Source organism: Streptomyces niveiscabiei, from assembly GCF_033794345.1.
In the GTDB taxonomy this organism is placed as follows: domain Bacteria; phylum Actinomycetota; class Actinomycetes; order Streptomycetales; family Streptomycetaceae; genus Streptomyces; species Streptomyces niveiscabiei.
Genome location: NZ_JARAYJ010000045.1, coordinates 46,020 through 65,330 on the forward strand (window position 1 = coordinate 46,020; position 19,311 = coordinate 65,330).

At 73.1% G+C, this 19,311-nt stretch carries 18 protein-coding genes; 6 read left to right on the forward strand and 12 right to left on the reverse strand.

Annotated features, from left to right (window positions below):
* Positions 1 to 47: 47 nt before the first annotated feature.
* From PV682_RS38245 to PV682_RS38270, 6 genes are all read left to right on the forward strand, one after another.
* On the forward strand, positions 48 to 356 hold the full coding sequence (locus PV682_RS38245) for a trypco2 family protein (protein ID WP_319736708.1): 309 nt from the start codon (positions 48 to 50) through the stop codon (positions 354 to 356).
* A complete protein-coding gene (locus tag PV682_RS38250; protein ID WP_319736710.1) occupies positions 343 to 3,780 on the forward strand; it encodes a trypsin-like peptidase domain-containing protein in 3,438 nt (1,145 codons plus the stop codon). The genes PV682_RS38245 and PV682_RS38250 overlap by 14 nt, the downstream gene beginning before the upstream one ends.
* A 120-nt stretch (positions 3,781 to 3,900) precedes the next feature.
* The gene (locus tag PV682_RS38255) at positions 3,901 to 4,476 is read left to right on the forward strand and encodes a 2-oxoacid:acceptor oxidoreductase family protein (protein ID WP_319736712.1); all 576 of its coding nucleotides are present in this window, start codon (positions 3,901 to 3,903) and stop codon (positions 4,474 to 4,476) included.
* Positions 4,460 to 5,701: a transketolase C-terminal domain-containing protein gene (locus PV682_RS38260; protein ID WP_319736714.1), complete on the forward strand. Its 1,242-nt coding sequence runs from the start codon at positions 4,460 to 4,462 to the stop codon at positions 5,699 to 5,701. Before PV682_RS38255 ends, PV682_RS38260 begins: the two co-directional genes overlap by 17 nt.
* A complete protein-coding gene (locus PV682_RS38265) occupies positions 5,698 to 6,693 on the forward strand; it encodes a thiamine pyrophosphate-dependent enzyme (protein ID WP_319736715.1) in 996 nt (331 codons plus the stop codon). The genes PV682_RS38260 and PV682_RS38265 overlap by 4 nt, the downstream gene beginning before the upstream one ends.
* A complete protein-coding gene (locus PV682_RS38270) occupies positions 6,690 to 8,315 on the forward strand; it encodes an NAD(P)-binding protein (protein ID WP_319736716.1) in 1,626 nt (541 codons plus the stop codon). The genes PV682_RS38265 and PV682_RS38270 overlap by 4 nt, the downstream gene beginning before the upstream one ends.
* 56 nt (positions 8,316 to 8,371) lie before the next feature.
* Here PV682_RS38270 and PV682_RS38275 read toward each other — a convergent pair whose 3' ends face one another.
* From PV682_RS38275 to PV682_RS38330, 12 genes are all read right to left on the reverse strand, one after another.
* A complete protein-coding gene (locus tag PV682_RS38275; protein WP_319736719.1) occupies positions 8,372 to 9,781 on the reverse strand; it encodes an NAD(P)(+) transhydrogenase (Re/Si-specific) subunit beta in 1,410 nt (469 codons plus the stop codon).
* Entirely contained in the window at positions 9,778 to 10,095 is a 318-nt protein-coding gene (locus tag PV682_RS38280; RefSeq protein WP_319736721.1) for an NAD(P) transhydrogenase subunit alpha, read from the reverse strand. Before PV682_RS38280 ends, PV682_RS38275 begins: the two co-directional genes overlap by 4 nt.
* The gene (locus PV682_RS38285; RefSeq protein ID WP_319736723.1) at positions 10,092 to 11,204 is read right to left on the reverse strand and encodes an NAD(P) transhydrogenase subunit alpha; all 1,113 of its coding nucleotides are present in this window, start codon (positions 11,202 to 11,204) and stop codon (positions 10,092 to 10,094) included. The genes PV682_RS38280 and PV682_RS38285 overlap by 4 nt, the downstream gene beginning before the upstream one ends.
* 47 nt (positions 11,205 to 11,251) lie before the next feature.
* Positions 11,252 to 12,265: a zinc-dependent alcohol dehydrogenase gene (locus tag PV682_RS38290; RefSeq protein WP_319736725.1), complete on the reverse strand. Its 1,014-nt coding sequence runs from the start codon at positions 12,263 to 12,265 to the stop codon at positions 11,252 to 11,254.
* A gap of 12 nt (positions 12,266 to 12,277) precedes the next feature.
* Positions 12,278 to 12,640, reverse strand: a complete 363-nt coding sequence (locus tag PV682_RS38295) for a DUF779 domain-containing protein (protein ID WP_319736726.1) — start codon at positions 12,638 to 12,640, stop codon at positions 12,278 to 12,280.
* Positions 12,641 to 12,650: 10 nt separating this feature from the next.
* Entirely contained in the window at positions 12,651 to 14,174 is a 1,524-nt protein-coding gene (locus PV682_RS38300; protein WP_407705815.1) for an aldehyde dehydrogenase family protein, read from the reverse strand.
* Between the two features lie 43 nt (positions 14,175 to 14,217).
* The gene (locus PV682_RS38305) at positions 14,218 to 15,405 is read right to left on the reverse strand and encodes a sigma-54-dependent transcriptional regulator family protein (RefSeq protein WP_319736727.1); all 1,188 of its coding nucleotides are present in this window, start codon (positions 15,403 to 15,405) and stop codon (positions 14,218 to 14,220) included.
* 85 nt (positions 15,406 to 15,490) lie between these two features.
* Positions 15,491 to 16,312 carry a universal stress protein gene (locus PV682_RS38310; RefSeq protein ID WP_319736728.1) on the reverse strand — a complete coding sequence of 274 codons (822 nt, stop codon included), beginning with the start codon at positions 16,310 to 16,312 and terminating at the stop codon, positions 15,491 to 15,493.
* A gap of 177 nt (positions 16,313 to 16,489) precedes the next feature.
* Entirely contained in the window at positions 16,490 to 17,146 is a 657-nt protein-coding gene (locus tag PV682_RS38315) for a helix-turn-helix domain-containing protein (RefSeq protein ID WP_319736729.1), read from the reverse strand.
* A gap of 55 nt (positions 17,147 to 17,201) precedes the next feature.
* Positions 17,202 to 17,903 (reverse strand): response regulator transcription factor, encoded by a 702-nt coding sequence (locus PV682_RS38320; protein ID WP_319736731.1) that lies wholly within the window; start codon positions 17,901 to 17,903, stop codon positions 17,202 to 17,204.
* A 62-nt stretch (positions 17,904 to 17,965) separates the two neighbouring features.
* Positions 17,966 to 18,640, reverse strand: a complete 675-nt coding sequence (locus tag PV682_RS38325) for a CBS domain-containing protein (RefSeq protein ID WP_109360886.1) — start codon at positions 18,638 to 18,640, stop codon at positions 17,966 to 17,968.
* A 10-nt stretch (positions 18,641 to 18,650) separates the two neighbouring features.
* Positions 18,651 to 19,115 (reverse strand): Crp/Fnr family transcriptional regulator, encoded by a 465-nt coding sequence (locus PV682_RS38330; protein WP_319736733.1) that lies wholly within the window; start codon positions 19,113 to 19,115, stop codon positions 18,651 to 18,653.
* Between the last annotated feature and the right edge of the window lie 196 nt (positions 19,116 to 19,311).

Sequence of the window (19,311 nt, forward strand, 5' to 3'; positions counted from 1 at the left end):
ACGGCCGTCCCTTGGGCGGGACGGGACACGCCGGACGAGGAGGGCCAGTGTCCGAGAACGAGCGGATCGACCTGGCGTCGATGATCACCGCGCTGCGCCGGTCCCTGGAGGACGCGCAGCGGGAGGGGGCACGGACCGGCGGTCCCGTCTTCCAGGTGGAGGGGATCGAGCTGGAGACGACCGTGCAGGTGGTCCGGGATGCGCGGGCCTCCGGCGGGGTGAGGTTCTGGCTGGTCACCACGCAGGCGGGCGCCGGCCGGGGCGACAGCGTGACGCAGCGCGTGACGATCCGGCTGGGCCTGGAGGGAACGGCTCTCGTCTCCGATCCGGGAGGTGAGTTCCGTGGCCTCCCCTGATCTGCCGCGGGTGGCGTTCGTCCGCTCGGAGCGCGGGACCTCCTCCGGGTATCTCGTCGCGCCGCAGCTGGTCCTCACCGCCGCGCACTGCGTCGGCGAGGTCGGGGACGGCGCCGAGGTCCGGGTGCTGCGGCCGGGGGCACGGCAGGGTGCCCGGCAGGCCGGTCCGGCCGCGCGGTTCGAGGTCGCCGCGCTGAGCGACGGCTTCCGCGAGACCGGGGTGGACGGCTTCGCTCTCCTGCGCGCGTCCAGCGCCGACCCCTTCGGACTGCGGACGACGCGGCCCGTCGCATGGGGCCGGCTCACCGGCACCGAGCCTCTCGCGGCGGAGACGTACGCCTTCCCGCGGGGGGCGTCCGAAGCACGCAGCCAGAACCTGGAACACACCCTGGGGCATCTGATCCCCGGCAGCGGAACGGTGACCGGTCCCGCACGGACCGGCTGGTACCAGGTCTTCCAGGTCAGCACCGGTTCCTTCACCGAGAGCGCGCTGTGGCGAGGCGCTTCGGGAGCGGCGGTCTTCAGCCGGGGCAGGCTGCTCGGCCTGATCGGCGCGTACGACGCGTGCGAGGCCGGACGGCTCAAGGTGATCCCCGTCCAACTGCTGAGCGAGCAGGAGGAGTTCCTGCGCCTGCTCACGGAAGGGGATGCACGGTCCATGGTGATCGAGCCGGTCTGGAAAGGACAGGAGGTGCTGGAGCCGCCCTATGTGGATCTCTCCGACAGCTCGTCGGCCGCAGACCTGCTGCTTCCCCAGCACAAGCTGGTGGACTTCTGTGGACGTGAGAAGGACCTCCGCAGACTGACCCAGTGGTGCACGACGGACTCGGCTCCGCGCCCCGTCTCCCTGCAACTCGTCAGCGGTGACCACTCGGTGGGCAAGACCCGGCTGGCCCGGGAGCTGTGCGCGCGGATGACAGGTCTCGGCTGGGTGGCGGGACCGCTCAACCCGCTGGCGACGGCGGAGGACATCGCGCGCCTGATGGATCTGGACGAGGACCGGCTGATCGTCGTCGACGACGCGGACGGCAGGATCGGCGAACTCGACGCCCTGCTGCGCCACCGGAGTGATGGGAGGAAGGTCCGCGTACTGGCGACCACCCGGTACGAGAGCCGGTGGTGGCCCGCCTTCCGGCACCGTTACGGCGAACTGGCGAAGAAGGATCCGTACCGGCTCCTGTGTCTCGACGCGGCGGAGCGCGAGGACATCTACACGAAGGCGTGCCGGGCGTTCCTGCGCCGGAGCGCGGGGTCGGAGGGGAAACCGGAGCGGACCGCGGACAGCGGACTTCCGCAGCCGTCCGCGAACCTCGCCGACCCGGACTTCGCCAGCTGTCTGTTCGTCCTCATCCTCGCCATGAGCGACGCACACAGCCTCCTGCACCCGGAGTGGGATGCCCAGCACGGCACCACCGGTCCGCGCCCCCTCCCGGAGTCCCTCTACGAGCAGGCACTCGCCCTGGAGCGGGAGGACTGGATCGACCACGCCGAACGGGCCTGCCTGCCGAAGGACCCGGTCCTGCTCGACCGGGTGGTGGCGGTGTCCAGCCTGGCCTTCGCGGGCGGGGAGACCCGGGGCGAGCAGGAGACCCAGGCCGCCGAACGGCTGCGGATGGTGCCCGACCTCAAGGACGCGTCGGAGGAGTACCGCCGCCGGTTGGTGCGCTACTTCCAGGAGCGCATCGACGGGTACGGCGCCCTGCGCCCCCTGCGCCCCGCCCGGCTCGCGCAGCACCTGGTGGCGAACACGGTCCGGGACTTCCCCGAACTCCTCTGCGAGGCGCTCGACGTGGACCCGACGTGTCAGCCCGAGGCGGGGGCCCGGCAGGCGCTGGCCACGCTCCGGATGGTCAGCGCCACGGCGTTCGGGGACGATGCGTCCGGGCGGCCCTCGGATCCAGTGGTCCGCGGCGCGCTGCGGGTGGCGGTCGGGCGGCACGCGGCGGCCCTGATCAGGCTGGTCCGTGCCGCGCTGGAGACCGCCGACGCGACCACCGGCAGGTCCCTCGCGGCGGCCCTGGAGACGGTCTTCGACCGCCCCGGGGACTGGGAGGGGGAGTTCGCGGCGACCGCCGCGCGGGAGCTGGAGGAGAAGGAGCCCGACGCCCTCCTGAACCTCGCGATCATCCTGCGCGGGAAGGCGGTGGCGTTCTACGAGACCCAGCAACCGCCCAGCCGGGAGACACAGTTCCGCTGGGCGACCGAGAACCGGAAACTGTCGCGGGTCCTGGCCGACGCCGGACACCGGCACGAGGCGCACGACCCCGCCTTGCAGGCGGTGCGGCAGTTCAACGCGCTGGCCCGGCTCGACGACTCGTACGCGTACCTGCTGGAGAAGGCCCACTCGCTGAGCAACGCCGGGGTGCGCCATCTGGAGATCGGACGGTTGTCCGATTCGCTGGAGAGCGCACGCGAGGCCGTCCGGATCTACGAGACCCTCCTGCACAGCCACCCCGACCGCTCGCACCACCGCTATCTCAGCAGTGCCCAGTGCAACCTGTCGGAGTCACTGGCGCAGACGGGCCGCTGCCGGGAGGCTCTACAGGTCGCGGCCGACGCCCTCGACCTGGTCACGACCGGACTTCCCGCCGAGTCGCCGCAGCCGCCGCTGCGCCCCTGGGAGATCCCGGAAGCCGAGGCTTTCGCCTGGCGTACCCTCGCACGGCGCCAGGCCGACGCGGAGAAGTTCGACGACGCGCTCGTCTCGGCCGACCGTGCCTTGGACCTCTACCAGCGCCTGCACAACAGCCGCAACGGCTGGTGGGAACGGGACCTGGCGCGGGCGCTGACCGTCCTGGGCCGCTGCCACGGCGACGCCCGCCACTGGAACGAGAGCATCAAGTTCCTCTCCCAGGCGGTGGAGCAGTGCGCGCAACTGGAGCACCTCTACCGGGAGGCGGAACGTCCCCACCACGCCGCCGCGCTACGTGACTTGGCGCTCGCGCACCTCAACAAGGCCCACGCACTCGGCCGGGGCCGCTGGAAGAAGGAACTCGACGAAGGGCTGCGCTGGGCGGGCCAGGCCTGCCGCCACCACGACGCGATGGCCCCGGAGGAACGCCACGCCGAACGGGCCCACAACGCGTGGACCATGGGGATCAAGGCCGCGCTGGAGCTGGCCCTGGGCAACTCGGGCAGAGCCCGCGACCTGGCCGGCGAGGCGCTGGACATCCTCGAACAGGACACCCGGGACGACACCTGGAAGCAGCGCCGCGACAGGATCCGGCTCACCCGCGTACACGAAGCGGCTCTGAGGACCGACGGTGAGACGGATGCGGCGATGGAGCAGCTGCGCAAGGCCGACCGGCTCCGGAAGAACCTCAGCGACGCGGAACCCGGCCGGCAGCTGAAGGGTTTGACGATACCCCCCGTGCCGTCGGCCGACGGGCAACAGAGCGACGCCGACGACGACCACTCCGTCTGACCGCGCGCCGGCCCTGCCGCGATATCCCGCTCGGCCCCCTCACCGGGCCGTTCGGCCCCTGAAGCGCGGACGGGGCGCGCAGTACGACTGGAAGCACCGGCCCCAGCGGAAGGAGTCCCCGTGTTCCAGGTGCGTATCCACGGCCGCGGCGGTCAAGGAGCTGTCACCGCCGCGGAGTTGCTGTCGGTGGCGGCGTTCGACGAGGGCCGTCACGCACAGGCGTTCCCGAGTTTCGGCTCGGAGCGGACCGGCGCGCCGGTGGCGGCGTTCTGCCGGATCGACGACCGGCCGATCCGGGTGCGTGAACCGGTCACCCGGCCCGACGCGCTCGTCGTCCAGGACGCGACGCTGCTGCACCAGGTGGACGTCTTCGAAGGGCTGCGGGGCGACGGAGCCGTGCTCGTGAACTCCGCGCGGGACGCGGCCGGCCTCGGTCTGGAGACGCTCACCGGCCGCGTCCTGACGATCCCCGCGGCGTCGATCGCCCTGCGCCGCACCGGCCGGCCGGTGCCGAACGCCGCCCTGCTGGGCGGGCTGGCCGCGCTGACCGGCTGTGTCGGGATCGACGCGCTGACCGAGGCGATCCGTGACCGTTTCCCCGGCCTGCTGGGACCGGCCAACGCGGACGCCGCCCGGGAGGCGTACGCGTTCGTGCGGACCGTGTGTGAGGAGTACGCCCATGCTGAAGCAGACTGAGGGCTCGCGCGCGGTCGCCGAGAGCGTCGCGCACTGCCGGCCCGAGGTGGTCGCCGCCTATCCGATCTCCCCGCAGACGCACATCGTCGAGGAGCTGAGCCGGCTGGTGGAATCCGGCGCGGTCGGCTCCTGCGAGTACGTGAACGTGGAGTCGGAGTTCGCGGCGATGTCGATGTGCATCGGTGCGAGCGCGGCCGGTGCGCGCGCGTACACGGCGACCGCGAGCCAGGGCCTGCTGTACATGGTGGAGGCCCTGTACAACGCGTCGGGGCTCGGGCTGCCGATCGTGATGACGGTCGCCAACCGGGCGATCGGGGCGCCCATCAACATCTGGAACGACCACAGCGACAGCATGTCCCAGCGCGACTCGGGGTGGATCCAGCTGTACGCCCGCGACAACCAGGAGGCCGCCGACCTGCATCCGCAGGCGTTCCGGCTGGCCGAGGAGCTGTCGCTGCCGGTGATGGTGTGCATGGACGGCTTCGTCCTCACGCACGCCTGGGAGCGGATCGACATCCCCGAACAGGACCGGGTGGACGCGTTCCTGCCGCCGTACGAGCCCCGTCAGGTCCTGGACCCGGCCGAGCCGGTGTCGATCGGCGCGATGGTCGGGCCGGACGCCTTCACCGAGGTGCGCTATCTCGCGCACGCCAAGCAGATGCGGGCGCTGGAGGTGATTCCGCGCGTCTCGCGGGAGTTCCGGGAGGTGTTCGGGCGGGAGAGCGGCGGGCTGGTGCATCCGTACGCGTGCGAGGACGCCGAGACGGTGGTCGTCGCGCTGGGCTCGGTGTGCGGCACGGTGTGCGACGTGGTCGACGAGCTGCGCGGGCGGGGGGTGCGGATCGGGGTCCTGGCGATCACGTCGTTCCGGCCGTTCCCGCTGGCGGCGGTGCGTGCCGTGCTGGGCGGGGCGCGCCGGGTCGTCGTGCTGGAGCGGGCGTTCTCGGTGGGGGTCGGCGGGATCGTGTCGGCGAACGTGCGGATGGCGCTGTCCGGGATCCGGCTCGACGGCCACACCGTGGTCGCCGGGCTCGGCGGACGCGCGATCACGAAGGCATCGCTGCACCGGCTGCTGGACGACGCGCTCGCCGGGCGGCTGGGCGAGCTGACGTTCCTGGACCTCGACACGGAGCTCGTGGAGCGGGAGCTGGCCCGCATGGCGCGCACCCGGCGGTCGGGTCCTTCGGCGGAGAACATCCTTCGGGACATGGGGAGCAACCGGTGAGCGACGCACGGCAGGTGAGGTTCTACCAGGTGGGCAGTCTCGCGGCGGGAAACCGGCTGCTGGCTCCCGAACTCCGTTCCGACCAGGCCGACCCGGGCCGCTCCAACACACTCACCTGCGGTCACCGCGCCTGCCAGGGCTGCGGGGAGGCGCTGGGCGCCCGGTACGTACTGGACGCGGCGCAGCGGGCGTCCGGCGGGAAGGTGATCGCGGTCAACGCGACCGGGTGCCTGGAGGTGTTCTCCACCCCGTACCCGGAGACGTCGTGGCAACTGCCGTGGCTGCACTCGCTGTTCGGGAACGCGCCCGCCGTCGCCGCAGGCGTGGCCGCCGCGCTGCGCGCCAAGGGCCGCACGGATGTCCGGGTGATCGGACAGGGCGGGGACGGCGGCACGGTCGACATCGGTCTGGGCTGTCTGTCGGGCATGTTCGAGCGGGGCGACGACGTCCTGTACGTCTGCTACGACAACGAGGCGTACATGAACACGGGTGTGCAGCGCTCCGGGGCCACTCCCCCGGCGGCGCGCACCGCCACCACCCAGTCGGGCGCGCCGTTCGGTCAGGGCAAGAGCCTGCCGCTGATCGCGATGGCGCACGGCATTCCGTACGTCGCGACCGCCACCGTCGCCGGGCTGCGTGATCTGGAGGCCAAGGTGCACCGGGCGATGGGGATGCGCGGGGCCCGCTATCTGCACGTGCTGGTGCCCTGTCCGCTGGGCTGGGGCACGCCGGCCCACGACACGGTGCGCATCGCGCGGCTCGCCGAGCGGTGCGGCCTGTTCCCGGTGTTCGAGGCCGTCGACGGCGAGGTGACCGACGTGACGCCGATCCGCCGGCGGGTGCCGGTCGAGGAGTATCTGCGTCCGCAGAAGCGGTACGCGCACCTCTTCGAGCCCCGGGTCCGCACCGAGGTCGTCGCCCGGCTGCAACGGGCCGCCGACCGCAACATCGCCCGCTTCGGGCTCGCCGAGGACGAGGAGGAGGCACCGTGAAGGAGAAGCCGTTCGCGATCACCCTGGATGTGGGGTCGAGTCTCGCCAACCACACCGGGGCCTGGCGCACCGAGCGTCCCGAGTACGTCCACCGGCTGCCGCCGTGCAATCAGGCGTGCCCGGCCGGGGAGAACATCCAGCAGTGGCTGTTCCACGCGGAGAGCGGTGACTACGAGGCGGCGTGGCGGGAGCTGATGCGCGACAACCCGCTGCCCGCCGTGATGGGCCGGGTCTGCTACCACCCGTGCGAGACCGCCTGCAACCGTGTGCAGGTCGACGACGCGGTGGGCATCAACTCCGTGGAGCGGTTCCTCGGCGACGAGGCGATCCGGCGGGGCTGGAGCGTGCCGGCGCCCGCCACCGGTTCGGGCAAGCGGGTCCTGGTCGTCGGCTCCGGTCCGGCCGGCCTGTCGGCCGCGTACCACCTGCGGCTGCTCGGCCACGAGGTGACCGTCCGCGAGGCCCAGGAGCGGCTCGGCGGAATGATGCGGTACGGCATTCCGCGCTACCGGCTGCCGCGCGAGGTACTGGACGCGGAGATCGGCCGGATCCGCGGGCTCGGTGTCGCCCTCGAGACCGGCGCGCGGGTGGCGGACGTGCTGGCCGCTCAGGAGGACGGCGGTTTCGACGCCGTGTTCCTCGCGGTGGGCGCGGGCATCGGCAGGCGGGCCTACATCCCGGCCGGGGACAGCGCCCGGATCCTCGACGCGGTGGCGCTGCTGGGCAGCATGGAGGGGGAAGGGCGTCCGCTGCTGGGGCGCAGGGTCGCCGTCTACGGGGGCGGGAACACGGCGATGGACGCGGCCCGCACCGCCCGCCGCCTCGGTGCCACCGACGCCGTGGTGGTCTACCGGCGCACCCGTGACCGGATGCCGGCGCACGACGAGGAGGTCGAGGAGGCTCTGGAGGAAGGTGTGCGGATGAAGTGGCTGTCCACCATCAAGCACGCCGCCGAGGGCCGGCTGACCGTCGAGCGGATGGCACTGGACGAGACGGGATTCCCGCAGCCCACGGGCGAGTTCGAGGAGCTGGAGGCGGACTCGGTGGTGCTGGCGCTCGGCCAGGAATCGGACCTGTCCCTCGTCGCGGGCGTGCCGGACCTGACCGTCGAGCACGGCACGGTCCAGGTGGCCCAGGGGCTGATGACCGGCCACGAGGGCGTCTTCGCGGGCGGCGACATGGTGCCCGCCGAGCGGACGGTGACCGTGGCCGTGGGGCACGGCAAGAAGGCGGCCCGGCACATCGACGCCTTTCTGCGGGGCACGCCCTACGCGCCCGGCACGAAGCATCCGCCCGCGAGTGCCGACCGGCTCAACACCTGGTACTACTCCGACGCGCCGGCCTCCGTACGGCCCCGGCTCACGCTGGCCCGCCGGGTCTCCACCTTCGACGAGGTGGTGCAGGGCCTCGACCGCTCCACGGCGCTCTTCGAGGCACGGCGCTGCATGTCGTGCGGGAACTGCTTCGAGTGCGACAACTGCTACGGCGTCTGCCCGGACAACGCGATCACCAAGCTCGGGCCGGGCAAGGGGTTCTCGATCGACCTCGACTACTGCAAGGGGTGCGGGCTGTGTGCGGCCGAGTGCCCTGCGGGAGCGATCGACATGGTGCCGGAGGAGTGAGTCCAGCGCACCGGGACGGGCCCCGCCGGCCGGCGGGGCCCGTCCCGCGTTCGCGGTCAGGCGACGTACTCGCCGACGGCGGCCTTCAGCTCGGTCAGGCCCTTCTTCGCGTCGGTGAAGAACATGCCGGTCCTCGGGTCGGTGTAGAGCTCGTTGTCGATACCCGCGTACCCGTGTCCCATGGAGCGTTTGATGACGACGACGCTACGCGCCTTGTCGACGTCGAGGATCGGCATCCCGGAGATCGCGTTGCCGGGGCGGCGGGCGAGAGGGTTGGTGACGTCGTTGGCGCCGATCACCAGGGCCACGTCGGCCTGCGGGAACTCGGGGTTGACGTCGTCCATCTCCTTGAGCTGGGTGTAGGGCACGTTCGCCTCGGCCAGCAGCACGTTCATGTGGCCCGGCATGCGGCCGGCCACCGGGTGCACGGCGTAGCTGACGTCGACGCCGTGGCTGGTGAGGAGCTGCGCGAGGGCGCCGAGTTCGTGCTGGGCCTGGGCGGCGGCGAGCCCGTATCCGGGGACGAGGATCACCTTGCGGGCGTAGGCGAGCTGGATGGCGACGTCGTCCGCGGACAGGGCGCGCACCTGGGCCTGCCCGGCGCCGGTCGCGGCGGGGGCGTCGTCGCCGGTGCCGAAGCCGCCGACGACGATGTTCGCGACGGAGCGGTTCATGGCGTCGGCCATCAGCTTGGTGAGGATGCCGCCCGAGGCGCTGACGAGCATCCCGGCGACGATCAGCGCGGTCTCGTCGAGGACGAAGCCGGCCATGGCGACCGCGGATCCGGTGAAGGCGTTCAGGAGAGCGATGACGACGGGCATGTCGGCGCCGCCGATCGGCAGGACCATGGTCACGCCGAACAGCAGGGCGAGCGCGGCGAGCCCGTAGAGGGCGGGCCGGGACCCGGGATCGAGGACGAGCCAGACGGTGCCGGCGACGAACGAGGCGGGCAGCAGGACGTTCAGCGTCCGTGCGCCCGGGAAGACGACCGGCGCCCCGGAGACGACGCCCTGGAGTTTCCCGGCGGCGATCAGCGAGCCGGAGAACGTGACGGCGCCGATCACGATGTCGAGGGCGCCGGGCAGCGAGACCCGGGCGGCGGTGCCCGCCGGGTCCGGGGTCTGGAGCAGGTCGGTCACCGCGATCAGGGCCGCCGCGCCGCCGCCGACGGCGTTGAAGACACTGACCAGTTGGGGCATGGCCGTCATCTTCACCTCGCGCGCGGCCCACAGGCCGAGAGCGGCACCGAGGAGACCGCCGCAGGCCAGGACGAGCCAGCCGGTGCGGGTGATGGTGCCGTCAGCGGCGACGAGCCAGACGGTGGCGGCGATCGCGACCGACATGGCGGCGGCGGAGAGGGTGTTGCCGCGGCGGGCGGTGCGGGGGTGGTTCATCAGGTGCAGGCCGAGGACGAAGCAGGCCGCCGCGGCCAGGAACACGTAGTGGACGGTGTCGGAGACGTTCATGACGCCCGCCCCTCCCTCGCGTCGTCGCGCGGCCGGGCCTTGAACATCTCCAGCATCCGGTCGGTGACGACGTATCCGCCGACGACGTTCATCGCGCCGAACACCATCGCCGCGAAGGCCAGCGCGTAGCCGGGCCAGGTGTGGGACTCGGCGGCGACGAGCATGGCGCCGATGACGACGATGCCGTGCACCGAGTTGGAGCCGGACATCAGCGGGGTGTGCAGGGTCGCGGGCACCTTGCTGATGACCTCGACGCCGACGAGGACGCTGAGGACGAACACGGTGATCGCGGTGAGCAGGTCGAGGTCGTTCATGACGGTCCGCCTCCCGTCAGGGCCACCGTGATCTCGTCGGCGGGGTCGAGGACGAGTTCGCCGTCCCGCACCAGGTGGCGCAGGAGGGCGAGGAGGTTGCGGGCGTAGGCCGTGGAGGCGGCGGTGGCCGTCGCGGACGGCAGCCGGCCGGCGCCGATCACGGTGACACCGCCCGCCAGGACGTCCGTCTTGTCGGGTTCGGAGCCCTCGACGTTGCCGCCGCGTTCGCTCGCGGCGAGGTCGACGACGACCGAGCCGGGCCGCATCCGCCGCAGCACGTCCCGGGTGACCAGGAGCGGCGGGCGGCGGCCGGGCACCTGCGCGGTGGTGATGACGACGTCGCAGCGGGCGATGTGCTCGTCGAGCGCGACGCGCTGGGCCTCCTGCTCCTCGGGCGTCAGCTCCCGCGCGTAGCCGCCGTGTCCGGTGTCCGGTTCCTCGTCGGGCGGGCTCTGGACGTCGAGGAACCGGGCCCCCAGTGACTCCACCTCCCCTTGGGACGCGGGGCGTACGTCGTACGCCGTGACGACGGCGCCGAGGCGGCGGGCGGTGGCGATGGCCTGGAGCCCGGCGACACCGGCGCCGAGGACGAGGACCTGCGCGGGGCGCATGGTGCCCGCGGCGGTGGTCAGCATCGGGAAGAAGCGGTCGTAGGTCTCGGCGGCGACGAGGGCGGCCTGGTAGCCGGCGACGTTGGCCTGCGAGGTGAGGGCGTCCATCGCCTGGGCTCGGCTGAGGGTGCGCGGCAGCAGGTCGAGGCTGACCGTGCGTACGCCCCGCCGGCACAGGTCCGCCATCAGTTCGGGGTGGCGGGCCGGTTCGAGCAGGCCGATCAGGGTCTGTCCTTCGCGCAGGGAGGCGGCGCCCTCCGCGTCCGGGGGTCCCACGCACAGCACGGCGTCGGCTCGCGCGTACAGGTCGCCGGGCGCGACGGTCTCGGCGCCTGCGGCGGTGTAGTCGGCGTCGGTGAACCAGGCGCCGGAGCCCGCGCCGGTCTCGATCAGGACGTCCATGCCTGCCTTGCGCAGCTGGGTGACGGTCTCGGGGACGAGGGCGACACGTCGTTCGCCGGGTGCCCGTTCCCGCGGAGCGCCCACGGTGATGGCCATGGTCTGCTGCCTTTCTCCGGGGCCGGGAGCGCCGGGCCCCGGCGCTGTCAGAACTCGAAGACGAGCCGTGCCTCGGCCCGGCCGCCGAGGACTTCGTCGAAGGATTCGTTGACCTGTTCCAGGCGCCGGGGTTCGGCGATGACCTGGGTGCGTCCGGCGGCGTGCAGCGCGAACACCTCGGTGAGGTCCTGGCGGGTGCCGACGATGGAGCCGAGGACGGAGATCCCGCCGAGGACGGTCTCGAAGACCGGTACCCGGATCGCCGCGTCGTCGGCGGGCAGGGCGACCATGACGAGCCGTCCGCCGCGGTTGAGGGACCGGTACGCCTGCTCGAACGCGGTGGGGGCGGCGGCGAGCACGATCGCGACGTCGGCGCCGCCGGCCTTCCTGATCTCCTGGACCGGGTCGTGGGTGCGGGCGTTGACGGTCAGGTCGGCGCCGAGGCGGTGGGCGAGGCCCAGTTTGCCGGGTTCGAGGTCGACGGCGGTGACGAAGCCGCCGACCAGGCGCGCGTACTGGAGGGCGAGGTGGCCGAGGCCCCCGATGCCGAAGACGGCGACCCGCTCGGCCGGGGTGACGCGGGCGACCTTGACCGCCTTGTACGTGGTGACGCCGGCGCAGGTCAGGGGGGCCGCGTCGAAGGAGGTCACGCCGTCGGGGACGCGGACGACGGCGCCCGCGTCGGCGACGGCGTACTCGGCGTAGCAGCCGTCGACGGAGTAACCGGTGTTGACCTGGGAGGTGCACAGGGTCTCCCAGCCGGAGACGCAGTGGCGGCAGGTGCCGCAGGAGGAGCCGAGCCAGGGCACGGCGACCCGGGTGCCGGTCAGATCGGCCGGGACGCCGGAGCCGGTGGCGCGGACGGTGCCGACGCCCTCGTGGCCGGGGACGAAGGGCGGGGTGGGCTTGACGGGCCAGTCGCCGTGGGCGGCGTGGATGTCGGTGTGGCAGAGTCCGGAGGCCTCCATCCGTACGAGGACCTGGCCGGGGCCGGGTTCGGGGACGGGCCTCTCCTGGATCTCCAGGGGTTTGCCGAAGTCGGTGACTACCGCTGCCTTCATGGCGTGCGCTCCTCAACTGGCTCTGGTTCCGGGCGGTTCGACCCGGATCACGAAGTGCAGCCCGTCCCCGGCTGCGAGGGAGAAGCCGCCTGGTGTGCCCGGTTCGACGTCCAGGACGAAGACGGGGCGGCCGAGGGCCTCGTACTGGTCGGCGTCCATGTGGAAGGTGCAGCCCTCCACCACGCCGATGAGCATGTCGCCGTCGCCCAGGGCGAATTCGCCGCCCTGGAAGCACATCGGGTCGCTGCCGTCGCAGCAGCCCGCGGACTGGACGAACATCACCGGTGCGCCGTGGGCGGCGCGCAGGGCCGCGATCGCTCTGCGCGCCGCGCGGGTGGCCGTGACGCGTCCGGCGGTGCCGGGGCGCGGTTTCACGGGGTGCCTCCTAGAACAGCCCGAGGGGCTTGGTGCCGTAGCTGACCAGCAGGTTCTTGGTCTGGCTGTAGTGGTCGAGCATCATCTTGTGGGTCTCGCGGCCGATGCCGGAGACCTTGTAGCCGCCGAAGGCGGCACCGGCGGGGTACTGGTGGTAGCAGTTGGTCCAGACCCGGCCGGCCTTGATGGCGCGGCCCATGCGGTAGGCGCGGGCGCCGTCGCGGGTCCACACGCCGGCGCCGAGGCCGTAGAGCGTGTCGTTGGCGAGGGCGAGGGCCTCGGCCTCGTCCTTGAAGGTGGTGACCGCGAGGACGGGTCCGAAGATCTCCTCCTGGAAGACCCGCATCCGGTTGTGGCCCGTGAGGACGGTCGGCTCGAAGAAGTAGCCGTCCGTGAACGTCCCGCCGATGTCGGCGCGGTGGCCTCCGGTGAGGAGTTCGGCGCCTTCCTTCAGGCCGATCTCGACGTAGGAGGCGATCTTGTCGATCTGCTGCCGGGAGACCTGGGGTCCCATCATGGTGTCGGTGTCGAGGGGGTCGCCCAGCCGGACGGCGCGGATGCGGTCCAGGCAGCGGGCCATGAACTCCTCGTAGATGTTCTCCTGGATCAGGGCGCGGGAGGGGCAGGTGCAGACCTCGCCCTTGTTGAACGCGTAGAGCACCAGGCCCTCGACGGCCTTGTTGAGGAAGTCGTCGTCGGCCGCCGCGACGTCGTCGAAGAAGATGTTCGGCGACTTTCCGCCCAGTTCCAGGGTGACCGGGATGATGTTCTGGGCGGCGTACTGCATGATCAGGCGGCCGGTGGTGGTCTCGCCGGTGAAGGCGACCTTGGCGATCCGCTTGTTCGTGGCGAGCGCCTTGCCGATCTCGGCGCCGGGGCCGTTGACGACGTTGAGGACGCCCGGCGGGAGGACGTCGCCGACGGCCTCCATGAGCTTGAGGATCGACCAGGGGGTCGGCGAGGCGGGCTTGAGGACCGAGCAGTTGCCGGCGGCGAGCGCCGGGGCGAGCTTCCATGCGGCCATCAGCAGCGGGAAGTTGAACGGGATGATCTGTCCGACCACGCCCAGCGGCTCGTGGAAGTGGTAGGCGATGGTCTCCTTGTCGATCTCGGTGATCTCGCTCTCCTCGGCGCGGATCGCCGCGGCGAAGTAGCGGAAGTGGTCGGCGGCGAGCGGGATGTCGGCGGCGAGGGTCTCGCGGACCGGCTTGCCGTTCTCCCAGCTCTCGGCGACGGCGAGTTCCTCGCGGTGGGCGTCGATGGCGTCGGCGACCTGGTTGAGCACGGCGGCCCGCTGGGCGGTGGTGGCCTCGCCCCAGGTGTCCTTCGCCGCGTGCGCGGCGTCCAGGGCGAGTTCGATGTCCTGCGGTCCGGACTGCGGGACCTCGCAGATCGGGCGGGCGGTGGCGGGGCACAGGTTCGGTGTGTACCGGCCGGTGGTGGGCGGCAGCCACTTGCCGCCGATGAAGTTCTCGTAGCGGGGCGCGACGTCGACGGGGCTGCCCGGCGCGCCCGGAGGCTCGTACTTCATGATCGTCCCCTTTCCGGTGACGACGGTCGGGCTGATGTCCGCCACGCTAGGAGCGGCGACGCTGCAACCGCGCTGCATCCCCGACGGCCCCTTCGAGGTGGCGGGCGCGGGCCTCGGCGGCGGCACGCTGTGGTGATCCGCCGGGCAGGATGCGGGCGAGCGCGGTCCACGCGGACGCGTCGTCGCCTCCCCACTCGGAGGCGACCCAGCGGCGCAGCGGCACAGCGCCGCCGGCCAGGACGGCACCACGCAACTGCTGTTCCAGGGAGGTCCGGTGGGCCACCACGAGGGGCGCTTCCGAGCGTGGCAGCAGCGGACCCGGGTAACGGGCGAGGGCCGCGTCGACGCGCCCTTCGGCGAGCAGGCCCGCCACCTCGTCGTAGTCGGCGCGCACCGGCGCCAGCAGGGCGTAGGGCCGGGAGCCCAGCAGGCCGGGGCCGAGCACCGCGCGCAGCCGGGTCAGTTCGGCACGCAGCGTCGAGGGCGGTATCTCGTGCTCCGAGAGGTCCACCGCGAGCCGGTCCCCGATCACCCCCCGGCCCTCCAGCGCCAGCGTCACCACGATCTCGCTGTGCCGGGGGCTGAGCCGGTGCGCCCGTCCGGCGTGTTCCAGCACGGCGCTGTCCCGGGCCAGCGCCCGCAGCCGTACGACGCCGTCGCCGGCCGGGGTGCGCGGGAGCACCGCCTGCGCGGCCAGCGCCGCCGCGCGCACCGCGGCCAGCGCCGGGGGTGTGGCGATGCTGGGGCCGCCGGAGAGGTCCACCGCGCCGAGCACCAGGCCGGTGCGGGGGTCGCGCACGGGTGCGGCGGCACACGACCAGGCGTGGACGGCCTCGCCGTAGTGCTCACCGGTCACGATCTGGACCGCTCTGCCGAGTTCCAGGGCGGTGCCCGGGGCGTTGGTCCCGGCGAGCCGTTCCGCCCACCGGGCGCCCTCGACGAACCGCATCCGCTCGGCGCGGCGCAGGGCCGCCGGGTCCCCCTCGACCCACAGGAGGGTGCCCTGCCGGTCGGTGACCGCGAAGACGTGCCCGTCGTCGGCCGCCCCCCGGCCCAGGAGGTCGCGCAGGAGCGGCAGCGCAGCGGCCAGGGGGTGGCCGCGTCGCCGCTCGTCGAGGTCGGCGAAGGCTCCGCACAGCGGCGGAAGGCCCCCGGCGTGGACGCCGCGCGCCGTGCAGCGGGCCCACGAGTCGGCCACCAGGGGGCGGACCGGGGCGGTGCGGGGGATCTGCATGGCGCACCTCCTGTGCGGCGTCCTGCGGTGGTCGCGTCAGCCTCGTGCGGGCCCGGCGGCACCTCCAGGGGCCGACGGTCCCCGCTCACGTGCCGGAGGGCACCAGCACCACGGGGCAGTGGGAGCGCGACAGCAGGGTGTGCAGGACCGGGCCGGAGTGGCGGTGGGTGCCGATGACGACGACGGATGCCTCCCGGCCGGCCTCCAGGAGGGCGTGGGCGGGGTCGGTGTCGACGGCGCGGATCTCGACCGGTACGCGGGGGTGCTCCTCCCGCAGCCGGGCGACGCCGAACCGGGGCACGGCACGCTCGGCGCGCTCGGCCTGGGCCCGGCGCCGCTGGCCGGGGCTGGTCGCGGGGATCGGCGAGGGCATCTCCGGGGTGGCGTGCCGGTGGGTCATGGCGTGCAGGACGCGCAGGGGTGCCTCCCGGCGTTCCGCCTCCTGGAAGGCGTAGGCGGCGGCCTCGTCCTCGGCGTCGCCCCGCAGGCCGAGGACCACCGGGCGCCCGTCGGACGCGGGGTCGCGGGGGCGGTCGTCGCGGACGACGAGCAGCGGCCCGCGCGCCCGGGCGGCGAGCCTGAGGCTCACGGACCCGGCGAGGAGCCCGGCGACGGGTCCCAGGCCCCGGGTGCCGACGACCGTGAGGGCGGCGCTCGCGCTCGCGCGGGCGAGGACCTCCACGGCCCCGCCCTCGACGGCGTCGACGGTGACCGGCAGCCCCGGCCACCGCAGGCGGGTGCGGGCGGTGGCCGAGGCCAGGACCGGCCCGGCCTCGTCCCGGTCGTGCACGGCGTACACGACGCGCAGCGCGATGCCGCGGCGTACGGCTTCCTCCGCGGCGCGGTCCAGCGCGCGGACGGCACCCGGTGTGCCGTCCACCCCGACGACGACGTTCTGGCGAGTCATGGCCCGTTCCCCTTTCCCCACGTTTCCTCACGTTTTCCCATGTTTTCCCACGACGGGCGGAGGCGGTCGGCACCGCCGCCGGGACACGATGCTGGTCCCGTGCGAGGACGGCGGACAGGGGCCTCAGGAACCTCCCGGCGCGCCGGACGGCCCCTTGTGGCGGGCCGGTCGGCCCCGTCAGCCCACGATGCGGCGTCCGGTGAGGGCGAGGGGTTCGATGCGCAGCCACAGCCCGCGCGGGCCACCCGCCCAGGGTTCGCTGTACGCCGTCCGCGTGAGCCGGAGCGCCTCGGCGGGGTCGGTGACCTGTCGCGCGTCCCCGCGCACGAGGACGCTCCAGCCCCGGCTGAACGCCTCGTCGATCCGGTCGGCCTCCAGGGCCACCCGGCAGCCGTCGGCCCGGGCCAGGACGGTGCCGGGGGCGGTGCGGTAGACGACGGCGCCCGCGACGACGCCGTAGTTGACGGGCACCACGAGGGGGCCTTCGAGGGTGGGGACGGCCAGGCGACCCACGCCGTGCGTGGCGAGCAGGGCGCGGCATTCGGCCGGCGTCAGCTCCACGAGGTGGGTGCGGCGGGCCCGGCCGAGGCCGACGGGGCGTTCGGCGGCCCCGCCGGTGAGGGCGACGACAGTGGTCTCCAGCGCGTCGGCGAGCCTGCGCAGCACACCGGAGCCGGGAACCGCTCCGGCCCGCTCCTCCAGGTAGCGGAGGTAGCCGGGTGCCATACCGGTGCGTACGGCGATGTCCTGGCGGCTGAGGCCGAGGTCGGCCCGGCGCCGGGCGATGCGGCGTCCCAGGTCGCCCGGGGAAGCCGGCGGGTCGTGTGCCGTCACGGCTGTCACTTCCCTTCGTGCCCGGACGTCCCTTCGTGCCCAGGCGTCGGGGCTCCTACCTGTCCCGACGCTCCTGCGGTTCCGTGGCCTCCAGGTGCGAGGCCAGGACGGCGGCCTGGACGCGGCGCTGGACGCCGAGTTTCGCCAGGAGGCGGGAGATGTGGTTCTTGACGGTCTTCTCGGAGAGGTACAGCTTCTTGCCGATCTCCCGGTTGGTGAGGCCCTCGCCGATGAGGGCGAGGATGTCGCGCTCGCGCGGGGACAGGCCCGCGAGTTCGTCGGGGACGGCCGGGGTGTCGGTGGGGTCGGCGCGCAGGGAGCGCATCAGGCGGGCCGTGGTCGCGGGGTCGAGCATGGACTGGCCGGTGGCGACCGTGCGGACCGCCGAGACCAGGTCGGAGCCCTTGATCTGCTTGAGGACATATCCGGACGCCCCGGCCATGATGGCGTCGAGGAGGGCGTCCTCGTCGTCGAACGACGTCAGCATCAGGCAGGCCAGCGCGGGCATGCGGTCGCGCAGTTCGCGGCAGACGGTGATGCCGTCGCCGTCGGGCAGGCGGACGTCGAGGACGGCGACGTCGGGGCGCAGCGCCGGACCCCGCACGAGCGCGTGCTCGACCGTCCCGGCGTCGCCGACGACCGTGATGTCCGGCTCGGCGTCGAGGAGGTCGGCCAGGCCGCGGCGTACGACCTCGTGGTCATCGAGCAGGAACACGCGGATCGGGTCCTGCTCGGTGAAGGTACGCGCCTGCGCCATGACGACCTCTCGCTGTGCGGGTGTGCTGCCACGACGATCATCACCGGCCACGCCGCAGCACGCTAGGGCCGACCGGCCCCATTGGATGTCTTCCCCTGCGGCACCAGTTCGAACTCGACGTCCACGACCCCTTCGACCGCCCGGACCAGTCGTGCGGCCACGGGCACCAGGGACGTGTCCCGGACCCGTCCGGCGAGCGTCACCACACCGTCGTGGACGTCGACCCGCAGCTCGGCGGCGGACAGCGGGAAGAGGTGGGCGACGACGTCGCGCCGGATCTCCTCGGCGATGCTCTCGTCCCCGCGCAGGAAGACCTTGAGGAGGTCGGTGCGGCTGACGATGCCCTCCAGCCGGCCCATGACGTCGACGACCGGCAGGCGCTTGACCTTGGCCCGCGCCATGACCCGGGCGGCCTGGGCGAGCGTGGTGTCGGCGCGGACGCTGAGGGCCGGGGAGGTCATCAGGTCCCGGGCCAGCAGACCGCCAGCCTTCTCGATGTCCTTCAGGCGGCGCAACTGGGTGTACCGGTCGGGGTCGCCGTCGCGGAACTCCTCCTTGCACAGGAGGTCCGCCTCGGAGACGACGCCCACGACCCGGTCCTCGCCCTCCACCACGGGCAGGGCGCTGACCCGCCACTCCCGCATCAGCCGCACGAGCTCCTTGAAGGACGCGTCGCGTCCGACGCTGACGACGGTGTGCGTCATGACGTCGCCGACGACGTGTGGTGTGCCGTTCATCGGGTCCCCCTCAGATACGGGTGCCGGCGCCGTACGGCGCGTACAGGTCGAGCAGCCGGGTGCGGGCCGACCGCAGGCGGTGGGCCAGGATGCCGCCCACCCACAGGGCGACGGAGTTCCCGAGCGCCGGGTCGTCGGCGCACAGCGAGCGGACGGCGGTGCCGTCGAACTCGTACGCGCGTACCGGCGTCGTCGCCTGGGCGCCGAGGTGCCAGGTGTGCGGGCCCAGCAGCCAGGACCAGCCGACGAGTTCGTCGTGGCCGAGGCTCTCGATGACGGCCGCGCGGCGGCCGGGCACGTGCATGTCGAGCTCGACACGGCCGGTGCGGATGATCCAGAACCGGTCGGCCCGGCCGCCCTCCTCGAAGAGCCGGGTGCCCTGCGCGAAGGACACCTCGCCGGCGAAGCGCATCAGCCGATGCCGGTGTTCCGCCGGGAGGGCGCGCAGCATGCTGGGGGTCGGTGCGGCGTTCATGACGGGTCCTCCGGGGGCGGGGACGTACGGCGGTCTGGTGCCAGCGTGCGCCCGCCGCCGGCGGCGCGGCCATGGGCCGTTCGGTCCACCGGCGCGCCGAACGGCACCCTCCCCCGACCGGCCGCCCGATGAGGGCCGTTCGGCCCTGCGAGCACCGACCTTCGGCATCCGGCGACGGCGGGCGCGCCTCGCGAGA